The organism is Sphingomonas sp. M1A8_2b (assembly GCF_053345535.1).
Genome location: NZ_JBKFAH010000001.1, coordinates 1,671,518 through 1,684,171, shown reverse-complemented (window position 1 = coordinate 1,684,171; position 12,654 = coordinate 1,671,518). Strand labels below are relative to the sequence as shown.

Sequence of the window (12,654 nt, the reverse complement as noted above, 5' to 3'; positions counted from 1 at the left end):
ATGTCGCGGTGGATGTTACTTGCCGTTCCGGTCCTGCTGGCTGCGGGACCGGCATCCCCCGATCCGGTCAAGGGATTGGCCGGGCGCTATTACGCCCAGTTTGCCGACGGCACGGTGACCGGCGAAAAATACACGGGCGAGAATGTCGTCGAGATCGTGCCCGTAGCTGCGAACGCAGCCTATGTCCGCGCGCATCTCGATTTCTTCAACGGTCATCAGTGCGACATCGCTGGCATCGCGACTTCCCGCGGGGCGACACTCGTCTATCGCGACCTCGAAACGCCGTTACCCGGAGAACCGGCGTGCGTGCTCACGGTCTCGCGCGCCGGGTCTTCGCTCAAACTCGACGATGGCAATCGGGGGTGCAGCACCTATTGCGGCGCACGGGGAAGCCTGACGAACATGAGCGTGCCGTTCGCAAGCCGCCGCCCGATCCGCTACATGCCGCGTCTCAAGGCATCCGAGCAGTATCGGCGCGCGATGACGGAATGGCGTACGGGAAAAGCTGCATCGTGAAGGCGACGATCTACCACAACCCGCGTTGCTCGAAGTCCCGCGAGGCGCTCGCCCTGCTGCAGGAGGCCGGGGCGGACGTCACGATCGTCGAATATCTGAAGACCCCGCCGACCCGCACGGAACTCGTCCGCCTCTACGACCGCGCGGGCATGACGCCGCGCCAGGGTCTCCGCATGGCCGAGGACGGCGCCAAGGCCGTGAAGCATGGCGACGCCGAGGCGATCCTCGATGCGATGATGATCGATCCATTGCTGATCGAACGCCCGCTGGTCGAGACCGACAAGGGCGTCCGGCTCGGCCGTCCGATCGCGCGGCTGCACGAGATCCTGTGATCGACCGCCCTGCCCTTACATTGCGCAAGCACCGCCCAGGTGCCGCAATTTCGGGCAGTGAAATCAACGATATTCCACGGTTGCCCGAGGGCGCTGCGGCTGGCACGCTTGGTGCAAGGCGCCCGCAAGGGCGAGGGTTTCAACGACTGTCAGGGGCGTAGCTGTGAAAAAGATCGAAGCCATCATCAAGCCGTTCAAGCTCGATGAGGTGAAGGAAGCGCTCCACGAGATCGGCGTGAGCGGCATCACCGTGACCGAGGCCAAGGGCTTCGGCCGGCAGAAGGGCCACACCGAGCTGTATCGCGGTGCGGAATACGTCGTCGATTTCCTGCCCAAGGTGAAGCTCGAAGTCGTCGTCGAGGACGGGCTTGCGCAGCGCGTCGTCGAGGCGATCGCGGCCGCCGCACAGACTGGCCGGATCGGCGATGGCAAGATTTTCGTCATTCCGGTCGAGAGCGCGCTTCGCATCCGCACCGGCGAACGCGACGACGACGCGATCTAGGTCGAAACCACACATACGGCGTTGACGACGCGTGACGACATCGTCATTTGACGCAGCGCAACATTGTGTGGAAATCCAGTTCCATACAGCAATTAGATTCCCCCGCACGGCGTGGGCAATCTCTTAAACGAAGGGCAAGCATCATGGCGAATTCGGCCTCCGACGTTCTCAAGATGATCAAGGAGCAGGAGATCGAGTGGGTCGATCTGCGGTTCACCGATCCCAAGGGCAAGTGGCAGCATCTGACGATGGTCGCCAGCCTGATCGGCGAAGACGAGTTGACCGACGGCCTGATGTTCGACGGTTCGTCGATCGAGGGCTGGAAGGCGATCAACGAGAGCGACATGACGCTCAAGCCCGATCTCGATGCGATCTACATCGATCCGTTCTCGGCGACTCCGATGATGATCCTGATCTGCGACATCGCCGATCCGGTCACCGGCGAGCTGTACGCCCGCGACCCGCGCTCGACCGCCAAGCGCGCCGAGGCGTATTTGCTGACTACCGGCGTCGGCGACACCGTCTATGTCGGCCCCGAAGCCGAATTCTTCATGTTCGACGACGTCCGCTTCGAAAACACCTATTCGAGCAGCTACTACAAGATCGACGACATCGAGCTGCCGGGCAATTCCGGTCGCGAATATGAAGGTGGCAATATGGGCCATCGTCCGCGCGCGAAGGGCGGGTATTTCCCGGTCGCGCCGGTCGACTCGGCCGTCGACATCCGCGGCGAGATGGTCTCGACGATGATCGAGATGGGCCTGCCCTGCGACAAGCATCACCACGAGGTCGCGGCCGCGCAGCATGAGCTGGGCCTGACCTTCGGCACGCTGACGCAGACCGCGGATCGCATGCAGATCTACAAGTACGTCGTCCACCAGGTCGCGCACGCCTACGGCAAGACCGCGACGTTCATGCCGAAGCCGATCAAGGAGGACAACGGCTCGGGCATGCACACGCATTTCTCGATCTGGAACGGCAAGACGCCGCTGTTCGCCGGCAACGGCTATGCGGGCCTGAGCGACATGTGCCTGTATTTCATCGGTGGCGTGATCAAGCACGCCAAGGCGGTCAACGCCTTCACCAACCCGTCGACCAACAGCTACAAGCGCCTCGTCCCCGGCTACGAAGCCCCGGTGCTGCTCGCTTATTCGGCACGCAACCGCTCGGCCTCGTGCCGCATTCCCTACGGCACCGGCCCCAAGGCGAAGCGCGTCGAAGTGCGCTTCCCCGACGCGCTCGCCAACCCGTATCTCGCCTATGCGGCGCTGATGATGGCGGGCATGGACGGCATCCTCAACAAGATCCATCCGGGCGAAGCGATGGACAAGAATCTGTACGACCTGCCGCCGGCAGAGCTCGCGCAGGTCCCGACCGTCGCGGGTTCGCTCCGCGAGGCGCTCGACTGCCTGGCGGCGGACCACGATTTCCTGCTCAAGGGCGACGTGTTCTCGGCGGACCAGATCGAGGCGTATATCGAGATCAAGCGCGCCGAAGTCGCGCGCTGGGAGATGACGCCCAGCCCGGTCGAGTATGATATGTACTATAGCGGCTGAGCAGCCGTGCCGGCAGCGGTGCGCGAGAGCGCACAGCCGCTGTCGGCCGGCGTCGAGCAGCGACGACCGACGGCGTGGCTTCGCCACGTCGCGAATTGAAAAGAGGGCGCGCGGAGCAATCCGGGCGCCCTTTTTCTGTTGTAACGCCGAAATCACCGGGCCGTGTGACAGCTGAATCACTGTCCCGTGACCCAGCTATCCCATGACCCCAACGAAAACTGCGATCTTCCTCGTGACACGCGACGTCTACCTCACGCTGATATCCCAGCTTTCGCTGGGATGACGGCCGGGCGGGCGGGAGCGCCGGTGAGATCGGGAGACGCTCGAGGGCGAGATTGCTCGGTAAAGTCTTTGGTTCTCCCGCGAACGCGGGAGTCCAAAGCCATAGCGTTCGAACCCCCGGGGCTCCCGGGTTCGCGGGCGAACACCAGGGTAGCATCGGTTAACTTCGCGCGGGTGCTCCAATTGATCGACCGCTCCCGCCACCCATATCTCGTGAGAAAGCTTCCCCAAAATCAAGGAACACCCGTGACCGAAGACAGCGGAAACGCCGGCGCCGGACGCGCCATCCCGAGCGGCCGCCTCGCGCGCCTCGGCATCTTCGGCAAACTCGCCGGTGGCGTCGCGGGCGGGGTCGTTGCCGAAGGCGCGCGCCGCCTCGCGAGCGGTGAACGGCCCAAGCTCGGCGACCTTCTGATGACCCCCGCCAACGCCACCCGCGTCGCCGACCAGCTATCCCACCTGCGTGGTGCTGCGATGAAGCTGGGCCAGATGATCTCGATGGACGCGGGCGACATGCTCCCGCCCGAACTCGCGACGATCCTCGCACGGCTGCGCAACAACGCCTACCATATGCCGCCGCAGCAGCTCGACCGCGTGCTTGCCGCCGAATGGGGCAAGGACTGGCGCCGCAAGTTCGCGCATTTCCAGGCGCACCCGGTCGCCGCCGCTTCAATCGGTCAGGTTCACCGCGCTCGAATGCCGGACGGCACTGAACTCGCGATCAAGGTCCAGTATCCCGGCGTGAAGGAGAGCATCGACGCCGATGTCGACAACGTTGCGACGCTGCTGCGCGTGTCGGGCATGCTCCCCAAGTCGCTCGACATCGCGCCTTTGCTCGCCGAAGCGAAGAAGCAACTCCATGAGGAAGCCGATTACCTCCGTGAGGCGCAGATGCTCGCGCGCTACGGCGAGCTGCTCGCCGATCAGACAGCGTTCGTCGTCCCCAAGCTGTATTCCGATCTCACCACGCCGCGCGTCCTGGCGATGAGCTTCGTCGCCGGCGTGCCGGTCGAGACGCTGGAAACCGCGTCGCAAACGGTGCGCGATGCGGTGATGCACGACCTGATATCGCTGGTACTGCGCGAGCTGTTCGACTGGCATCTGATGCAGACCGATCCGAACTTCGCCAATTACCGCTGGCAGCCCGACACTGAAAAGCTCGTCCTGCTCGACTTCGGTGCTGCCCGCCCGATACCGGCCGAGACCGCGCTAGGCTATCGACGCCTGCTGACCGCCGCGCTCGCCGGTGACCGCGACGCGGTGCGCGAGGCCGCGATCGCCGCCGGTTTTCTCGGCGAAGCAGCGGTGCTCCAGCACCGCGCGCTGGTCGACCGGATGATCGACGTGATTCTCGCCGAACTCGCCAAGCCTGGCCCGTTCGACTTCGGTGACCGCGCGTTCGTCAGCGTGCTCCGCGACCAGGGCACCGAGATCGCGCGCGACCGCGGCACCTGGCACCTCCCGCCGATCGACACGCTGTTCGTCCAGCGCAAGATCAGTGGCACCGCGCTGCTCGCCGCGCGGTTGAAAGCGCGCATCGACATCCGCGCGATGATTGCCGACGCGTTCGGCTGAACGCACCGCCGCCTGAAAACATGGGCGCCTGAAAACATGGCCGCCTGAAAACACGGCAAAAAAATCGCAGGGGGCCGCGCCGGCAATAGTCGCGCGGTGCGCGCCCGCACGATGTAGACTCGGATACTCGAGTCGGGGGCAATCGGAATGGTCGGCGGCGGCGCGTTTGCTCGCCCCCTTCGTGGCGTCACGATCGGCAAGCCACGCCCGTTGCGATTCTGGATCGGCACGCCACCACCGCGCCCCAACATTAAACGAACATTAAAGATACCCTACACGCGATTCTTAAATCCGTAACCAAGGCGCCACGTCCGCCTCCTATCGCGCCCCTCAAGGCAAAGGTGTCTGAAAAGGGAAATCTCGATGTTGAATGCAGCAAGCCTGCGCGTGCGGTTGCTGGCCGGCGCCGCGCTGACCGTGGCGATCGCCTCGCCCGCTCTCGCGCATGCCGATCCGGTGAATGCCAAGGACGCCGCCGTAACCGCTCCCGCGACGACGACGCCGACCGATCCAACCGATCCGGCAGTAGCGCCAGCCGCCGACCCCGCAGACCAGACCGGTCTCGGCGAGATCGTCGTCACCGCGACCAAGCGCGAGACGAACCTGCAGAAGACCCCGATCGCGATCAACGTGCTCAGCAGCCAGGCGCTGACCGATCGTCACGTCCAGAGCCTCTACGATCTCGCCGACGGCGCCGTGCCGTCGTTGCGCGTCGCGACGTTCGAGGCGCGCCAGTCCGCGCTCACGATCGGTATCCGCGGCATCGTTCCGCTCGACGCCAATCAGCCCGCCCGCGAGCAGGGCGTCGGCGTCTATATCGACGGCGTCTATCTCGGTCGCCAGCACGGCCTGAACGCGGCGCTGTTCGACGTCGACCGGATCGAGGTTCTCAAGGGTCCGCAGGGCACGCTGTTCGGTCGCAACACCGAAGGCGGCGCGCTGAGCATCGTCACCAAGGGCCCGAGCGGCAAATGGGGCGGCAGCGCCACCGCGGGCATCGCCAACTATGGCGGCTATAACGGCGCGCTGCGGCTCGACCTTCCCGAAGTCTACGGCGTGTCGCTGAAGCTCGATGGCGTCGTCCAGTATCAGGGCCCGACCACCAAGAACCCGCTCGCCGGCCAGACCGGCTTCAACTATTACGATCGTCGCGGCTTCAAGGCGACAGCGCGGATCCACCCGGTCTCGGGCATGACCGCCGATTTCAGCTACGACAACGGCTACGACTCGAACAGCCCGTTCTACAGCCAGCTGCTGAACTACAACCCGAACGGCTGTAAGGCCGGGACGCAGGCCGCGTCGTCCGCCTGCTACCTGCCGGGTTCGAACTACGCCACGCTGACCGGCACGGTGAAGCCGCTGCCGAGCCAGGTCGTCGTCAATGGCACCAGCCGGATGAAGACCGCCGATATCGGCGTGCCGCAGCAGCCGAGCATCGACAAGACGCACGGCTTCACCTCGAACATCCGTTGGGATGTCGCGCCCGAGATCGAACTCCGGTCGATCACCGCATGGCGCGGCGTCAGCGCAACGCAGTGGGACAATAGCGGCGGGTATCACCGCGTGCCCGTCGTCGCCGCTGGTTGCACCGGCAGCGCGTGTAACTTCAGCCGCTACAGCCTCGCCGACCTGCATCAGAACCAGTTCAGCCAGGAATTCCAGGCGGTCGGCACCGTCGGCCAGATCGATTATGTCGCCGGCCTGTATTACTTCAACGAGCACATCAGCGACGACGCGGCGACGCCGAACTCGCTCGCGTTCAACTCCGCGCTGACGACCATCTCGGTTCTCGATCCGTGCACTGGCTCGGGTGGGTTCGGGTCGCAGGTCGGCTGCCGCTCGATCGATCGTGCATCGGAAGTCTTCTCGAAGAGCTATGCGGGCTACGGCCAGGTGACGTGGAACGCGACCGACGCGATCCACCTGACCGCCGGTGGTCGCTACACGCATGACGAGAAGCAGGGCGTCCTGCACTTCTCGCGCAACCTGAACTACGACACCGCCACCCCGGCACAGCTGACCGCGGCGGGCTACAAGCCGCTCGACGCCAGCTGGAACCGCTTCAATCCGATGGCGACGCTCGCCTACGACGCCAGCGATTCGGTGCATCTGTATGCGAAATACGCGACCGGCTACCGCGCCGGTGGTGCCAGCTCGCGCACGTCGAACTACCAGACGTTCAACCCCGAGGACGTGAAGTCGTACGAGATCGGCGCGAAGACCGATTTCTGGAACCACCGCGCACGCCTGAACCTTGCCGGCTACATCATGGACCGCAAGAACAGCCAGGTCGACATCAGCTCGATCCAGACCACCGCGTCGGGCAGCTTCAACAACCTGGTCACGATCAATGCCCCCGGCATCACCAAGATCCGCGGCATCGAGGCCGATCTGACGGTGCAGCCGGTCACCGGCCTGACGCTGACCGCGGGCTACGCCTATACCTACACCAAGATCCCGCCCGTGCTGATCGCGTCGACCGGCGTGTACCAAAACTTCTACATCGTGTTCACGCCGCGCAATGCCGCCAACGGCGCGATCGACTACACGATGCCGCTCGGCGACATGGATCTGAAGTTCCACCTCGACGGCAACTACTCGCAGGCCACGCAGGCCTTCGATCAGTTCGCGACCAAGAACGATGCCTCGTTCCTCGTCAACGGTCGTGTCGCACTCGCCAATATCCGGGTGAGCGACACGAACATGGTGACGATCTCGGCATGGGTCCGCAACATGTTCGACAAGCAGTATATCTTCCGTCGCGACCCGTCGAACAGCCTGCCGGGTGCACCGACCTCGGCCACCTCGACGTCGGGTAGCATCAACAATATCCTCGGCGACTACGGCAACTTCAACGCGCCGCGCACCTTCGGCGCGGAGGCCTCGGTCAAGTTCTGATCCGAGCATAGGTTGGCATCGCGACCCGAGCAGGCACCAGCGCCCGCTCGGGTCGTTTTGCGTTCAGGCTCTGAGCAGGCCTTTGGGCAGGCTGACGACGACGCGCAGTCCGGGGCCGGCGTCTTCCAGCGCCAGCGTGCCGCGATGCAACTTCGCAATCGCATCGACCAGCGGCAGGCCCAGGCCATGCCCCGAATCGTGACGGCTCTGGTCGAGCCGACCGAACCGCCGCCGCGCCACGTCGTGGCGATCGTCCGGAATGCCCGGCCCGTCATCGGTCACGCTGAGGATAGCGAAATCGCCGCGCGTCGCGATCGCGATCTCGATCCGGCTGCCGACCGGCGTATGGCGGATCGCATTCTCGATCAGGTTGACGACGATCTGGCCGAGCAGCTGCCGGTCGCCGACGATCGGCGTCCGCGGGGCGGCGGCGATGACCAGCGTCCGGCCGCCATCGACCACCACCGGCTGCATCATCGACGCCACATCATCGACCAGCGCCGCGAGATCGAACGACGTGAAGGCCGCGCGGCGATCGCCCTCCTCGAGTTCGGCTATCCGCAGGATGGCGGCGAACATCGCAAGCACGTCGTCGCTCATCGCGATCGCCGCGGTCAGGTCGTCGCGCTGCCGATCGCCCACCGCATGCTCGAGCGACAGCGCGAGCTGGCTCCGCAACCGCGCCAACGGCGTGCGAAGATCATGCGCGATATCGTTGGAAACGTTGCTGATGTTCGCCATCAGCTCGGCGATGCGATCGAGCATGCGATTGAACGCGACCGCCAGTTGCGCGAACTCGCCGTCCGATCGATCGACCGGGATGCGGTGCCCGACATCGCCGTCGATGATCGCATCGACCGCGACTCGCACCGCGCCGATCCGCCGCCGCACCGTCATCGCGAACGCCAGCGTACCGCCGACGACGAGCAGGACGATCGATCCGAACCCGATCACCGTGATGCGAACCAGCGCGGCGTCCGCATCGTCGAACGGCTCGGTCTCGGCGATCGTCGTCAGCGTCATGCCGCCGCCGACGTTGCGAACCAGCGAGCGCCCCGCCGAGAGACCCGCGATCCGGTCCCCCTCTTCCAGCGTCGAGAAGCCGAGCGGCAGGCGGCGCGACGGCGTGATGTTGCCAGCCAGCACATGGCCATCGGCTGCGCGCAAAACGAAGCCGATATCGCCGGTGTCGCGCTGCCGTATCGCCGCCTCGATCCGGCGGAGGATATCGGCGGGTCGCCGCGCGCCGTTCCCGCCGCCCACGCTATCGTTCACCGCCAGGATACGGCGATCGACCAACTGCTCCACGGTCTGGCGGGTCGCGCTGTGGATCGCCAGCCCGGTACCCAGCGTCGCGACGAGAAACGCCAGCAGGAACGTCAGCGTCAGGGCCCGCAGCGACCGGAAGCGCATCAGCCGCGCAGCATGTAACCGACGCCGCGCACCGTCACGATCGGGTCCTCGCCCCCCGCCGCGGTCAGCTTGACGCGCAGGTGGCGGATATAGACGTCGACGATGTTGGTGGTCGGCGCGAAGTCATACCCCCAGACCCGCTCGACCAGCATCGCCCGCGTCAGCACCGCATCGGCGTTGGCGACGAATTCGGCGAGCAGCTTGAATTCGAGCTTGCCGAGATCGAGCGCGATGCCGTCGCGCCACGCGCGAAACTTGGTCGGGCTGACGACGATATCGCTCGCGCGGATCGTGTCGGCGCTGCCGCCCGTCCAGCCGCGCCCGCGGACGATCGCACCCAGCCGCGCGCTGAGTTCCTCCGCGGCGACCGGCTTGACGACGTAATCGTCGGCGCCCGCCTGCAATCCCTCGATCTTCTCGACCGACCGGCCGAGCGCGGTGAGCATGATCACCGGCAGCGTCATGTTGCCGCCGCGTAGCCGTTCCAGCACCGACATTCCGTCGACCTTGGGCAACATCCGATCGAGCACGACTGCATCGAACGGCGCGCTGTCGACCGCCGCCAGTGCCTCGCGGCCATCGACCGCGACCGTGACGGAATGATCGAGTCCGCGGAGTTCCTCCGCCAGCGTCTGCGCGAACATCGCATCATCTTCGACCAGCAACAGGTTCAGGCTCATCGTCGTCTCACTCGGGCAGGCGCTTGCGCTATCATCGTGCGCGGAAGCGATAGCCTAGCATGGATTCACGCGAAGGCGCGAAGGCGCAAAGACGAGAGTAGAATGGGTTCGCGCGGAGACGCGGAGACGCGGAGGTGGTGAATATGGGACCAACGGTCCTCCTCATCATCGACGGCCAAAGTGCGCGCGACAGAGATCCCGCTCGCGACACCTCCGCGTCTCCGCGTCTCCGCGCGAACAAATCTTCTTCGCGCCTTCGCGCCCCTTCGGCTTCGCTCAGGACAAGCTTCGCGTGAACCAATCTCTTTCGTGAGCTGCGCTCGGACTAAGGGAGCAGCAGCGTGCTGCCGGACGTCGCGCCGCCCTCGATCGCGCGGTGCGCTTCGACTGCGTCCTCGAGCGCGAAGGTCTGGCCGATCTCGGGGGTGATCGCACCGTTCTCGATCATCGCGAACAGGCGAGCGATGCCGGCCTTCCGCTCCTCGGGCGTGACGTAATAATCGAACAGCGTCGGACGCGTGACGAACAGCGAGCCCTTCCGCGCAAGGACGCCGATGTTCACGCCGTCCACCACACCGCCGGCATTGCCATAGCTGACGATCAATCCCCGCCGTGCCGCGCTGTCGAGCGAGGCGGCCCACGTCGCGCCGCCGACGCCGTCGAGCACCACGGGAACGCCCTTGCCGTCGGTGATCTCGCGGACACGTGCGGCGATGTCTTCGGACTTGTGGAGGATGATGTGATCGGCACCCGCCTTGCGCGTCCGCTCAGCTTTGTCCTCGCTGCCGACGCTTGCGATCACCGACGCGCCGATCGCCTTCAACCACCCGACGAGGATGTGGCCGACGCCGCCCGCCGCCGCATGGACAAGCACGGTCTGCCCCGCCTGGACCTTGGCGCAGCGCTCGACCAGAAACTCCGCGGTGCAGCCCTTGAGCAGCATCGCCGCCGCGGTGCGATCGTCGAGCGTATCGGGCAGATGGAAGAGTTCGGTCGCGGGCACGTTGCGCTCAGTCGCATAGGCGCCACGCGATGGGCCGAAAATACCGACGCGGTCGCCGGGCGCGAAGTCGGTGACGCCTTCGCCGACCGTCATCACCACGCCCGCCGCCTCGCTGCCGAGGCCAGAGGGCAGGTCAACCGGGTACACGCCGCCGCGGTGATAGGTGTCGATATAGTTGAGTCCGACCGCCGTGTTGCGCATCCACACCTCGCCCTTGCCTGGCGGCGGCAGCGTCACGTCGCGCCACTGGATCACCTCGGGGCCGCCGGTCTTCTCGATGAATGCTACTCTCGCCATGCCGGCCTCCTGGTGAATTTCCCGGTCAACCTATCGAACGCGTTTCGGGTTGCAACCGATCGGCGCCGAGCCCAAACCTTTGCACGACAAGATGCGGAGAGGCATGATGAAAAGCTATCTGAACCAGTATATCGACGGCGCGTGGGTCCCGAGCGAAGGCGGTACCGTCTACCAGGTCATCGACCCGTCGACCGAACAGCCCTGCACCGAGATCACGCTCGGCACCGCGGCCGATGTCGACAAGGCGGTCGCCGCGGCACGCTCGGCATTCGAGAGCTGGAGCCAGACCAGCGTGCAGGAAAGGCTCGACCTGCTCGGCCGGATCATGACCGAATACAAGGCGCGGATGCCCGATCTGGCGAAGGCGATGTCGCAGGAAATGGGCGCACCGATGGCGCTCGCGTCGATGGCGCAGGCGCCAACGGGGCTCGCGCATTTCTCCGCGACCGCGAAGGCGCTGGCGGCGTTCGAGTTCTCCGAAGTCATCGGCAATGCGACCGTCGTGCACGAGCCGCTCGGCGTCGTCGCGATGATCACGCCGTGGAACTGGCCGCTCAACCAGATCTGCGCGAAGGTGGCCCCGGCGCTGGCGGCGGGCGACACGATGATCCTGAAACCGTCCGAGGAGGCACCATCGTGCGCGGTGATCCTGGCGGAGATCATGGACGCGGCGGGCGTGCCGGCGGGGGTCTTCAACCTCGTCAACGGCGACGGTCCGGGCGTCGGCGCGGCGCTGTGCGCGCACCGCGACGTCGACATGGTGAGTTTTACGGGCTCGACGCGGGCCGGCATCGCAGTGGCACTGGCCGCAGCACCGACGGTGAAGCGCGTCCATCAGGAACTCGGTGGCAAGGCGGCGAACCTCGTGCTGGAGGGCTCCGATCTGGCGGCCGTATTGCCGCCGACCGTCGCGGGCGTGCTCGCCAATTCGGGCCAGAGCTGCATCGCGCCGACCCGGCTGCTGGTGCATGCGAGCCAGGTCGCGGAGGCGACTGCGATCGTAAAGTCGATGATGGAGCAAACCAAGGTCGGCGATCCCGCCGAGATGGGCCAGCATATCGGCCCGGTCGTCAACAAGGCGCAGTTCGACAAGATCCAGGGGCTGATCCAGTCGGCGATCGACGAAGGCGCGACCTTGGTGACGGGCGGCGTCGGGCGACCGGACGGACGCAATGCGGGCTTCTACATCCAGCCGACGCTGTTCACCGACGTGCGACCGGACATGCGGATCGCGCAGGAGGAAACCTTCGGCCCGGTCGCGACGATCACGTCCTATGCCGATCAGGACGAGGGCATCCGCATCGCCAACGCGACCGAATACGGGCTGTCGGCGACGATCTCGGGCGATCCGGTGGCGGCGGCAAAGGTCGCGCCGCGGTTGCGCGCGGGGCTGGTGACGATCAACTCGTGGAGCCCGGACATCGGCGCGCCGTTCGGTGGCTACAAGCAATCGGGCAACGGCCGCGAGAACGGGCGGTATGGGCTGACGGACTTCATGGAGGTGAAGACGATTACCGGCCTGCCGGGGGACGTTCGCGAGGGCAAGCCGGCTGAGGCTGGCGCGTAATCCCTTTCCCGGAGAGACGCGGAATCTTCTTCT

The 12,654-nt window shown here is 65.6% G+C and carries 10 protein-coding genes; 7 read left to right on the top strand and 3 right to left on the bottom strand.

Features of this window, described 5'->3' with window-relative positions; genetic code table 11:
• Positions 1–12 precede the first annotated feature (12 nt).
• The 6 genes from ACLBWL_RS07885 to ACLBWL_RS07860 all read left to right on the top strand — a co-directional run bounded on the left by ACLBWL_RS07885 (position 13) and on the right by ACLBWL_RS07860 (position 7,661).
• On the top strand, positions 13–516 hold the full coding sequence (locus ACLBWL_RS07885) for a hypothetical protein (RefSeq protein ID WP_447791717.1): 504 nt from the start codon (positions 13–15) through the stop codon (positions 514–516).
• Positions 513–848 (top strand): arsenate reductase family protein, encoded by a 336-nt coding sequence (locus ACLBWL_RS07880; protein ID WP_447791715.1) that lies wholly within the window; start codon positions 513–515, stop codon positions 846–848. Before ACLBWL_RS07885 ends, ACLBWL_RS07880 begins: the two co-directional genes overlap by 4 nt.
• A gap of 163 nt (positions 849–1,011) precedes the next feature.
• Positions 1,012–1,350 (top strand): P-II family nitrogen regulator, encoded by a 339-nt coding sequence (locus ACLBWL_RS07875; protein WP_055875939.1) that lies wholly within the window; start codon positions 1,012–1,014, stop codon positions 1,348–1,350.
• Between the two features lie 143 nt (positions 1,351–1,493).
• A complete protein-coding gene (glnA, locus tag ACLBWL_RS07870; protein ID WP_447791712.1) occupies positions 1,494–2,906 on the top strand; it encodes a type I glutamate--ammonia ligase in 1,413 nt (470 codons plus the stop codon).
• Positions 2,907–3,434: 528 nt separating this feature from the next.
• Positions 3,435–4,763, top strand: a complete 1,329-nt coding sequence (locus tag ACLBWL_RS07865) for an ABC1 kinase family protein (protein ID WP_447791710.1) — start codon at positions 3,435–3,437, stop codon at positions 4,761–4,763.
• A 363-nt stretch (positions 4,764–5,126) separates the two neighbouring features.
• Entirely contained in the window at positions 5,127–7,661 is a 2,535-nt protein-coding gene (locus tag ACLBWL_RS07860) for a TonB-dependent receptor (RefSeq protein ID WP_447791708.1), read from the top strand.
• A 63-nt stretch (positions 7,662–7,724) separates the two neighbouring features.
• Here the strand turns inward: ACLBWL_RS07860 and ACLBWL_RS07855 are convergent, their stop codons facing one another.
• The 3 genes from ACLBWL_RS07855 to ACLBWL_RS07845 all read right to left on the bottom strand — a co-directional run bounded on the left by ACLBWL_RS07855 (position 7,725) and on the right by ACLBWL_RS07845 (position 11,054).
• The gene (locus tag ACLBWL_RS07855; RefSeq protein WP_447791706.1) at positions 7,725–9,074 is read right to left on the bottom strand and encodes an ATP-binding protein; all 1,350 of its coding nucleotides are present in this window, start codon (positions 9,072–9,074) and stop codon (positions 7,725–7,727) included.
• Positions 9,074–9,754: a response regulator transcription factor gene (locus ACLBWL_RS07850; RefSeq protein WP_447791704.1), complete on the bottom strand. Its 681-nt coding sequence runs from the start codon at positions 9,752–9,754 to the stop codon at positions 9,074–9,076. Before ACLBWL_RS07850 ends, ACLBWL_RS07855 begins: the two co-directional genes overlap by 1 nt.
• Before the next feature lie 325 nt (positions 9,755–10,079).
• On the bottom strand, positions 10,080–11,054 hold the full coding sequence (locus ACLBWL_RS07845) for a quinone oxidoreductase family protein (protein WP_447791702.1): 975 nt from the start codon (positions 11,052–11,054) through the stop codon (positions 10,080–10,082).
• 106 nt (positions 11,055–11,160) lie between these two features.
• Here ACLBWL_RS07845 and ACLBWL_RS07840 point away from each other — a divergent pair, with 106 nt between their 5' ends.
• Positions 11,161–12,621 carry an aldehyde dehydrogenase family protein gene (locus ACLBWL_RS07840; RefSeq protein WP_447792067.1) on the top strand — a complete coding sequence of 487 codons (1,461 nt, stop codon included), beginning with the start codon at positions 11,161–11,163 and terminating at the stop codon, positions 12,619–12,621.
• The last annotated feature ends 33 nt before the right edge of the window (positions 12,622–12,654 follow it).

Coding starts and splice junctions, on each gene's coding strand:
- ACLBWL_RS07885 (WP_447791717.1), top strand. CDS start 13: ATGTTACTTGCCGTTCCGGTCCTGCTGGCTGCGGGACCGGCATCCCCC.
- glnA (WP_447791712.1), top strand. CDS start 1,494: ATGGCGAATTCGGCCTCCGACGTTCTCAAGATGATCAAGGAGCAGGAG.
- ACLBWL_RS07860 (WP_447791708.1), top strand. CDS start 5,127: ATGTTGAATGCAGCAAGCCTGCGCGTGCGGTTGCTGGCCGGCGCCGCG.
- ACLBWL_RS07855 (WP_447791706.1), bottom strand. CDS start 9,074: ATGCGCTTCCGGTCGCTGCGGGCCCTGACGCTGACGTTCCTGCTGGCG.
- ACLBWL_RS07850 (WP_447791704.1), bottom strand. CDS start 9,754: ATGAGCCTGAACCTGTTGCTGGTCGAAGATGATGCGATGTTCGCGCAG.
- ACLBWL_RS07845 (WP_447791702.1), bottom strand. CDS start 11,054: ATGGCGAGAGTAGCATTCATCGAGAAGACCGGCGGCCCCGAGGTGATC.
- ACLBWL_RS07840 (WP_447792067.1), top strand. CDS start 11,161: ATGAAAAGCTATCTGAACCAGTATATCGACGGCGCGTGGGTCCCGAGC.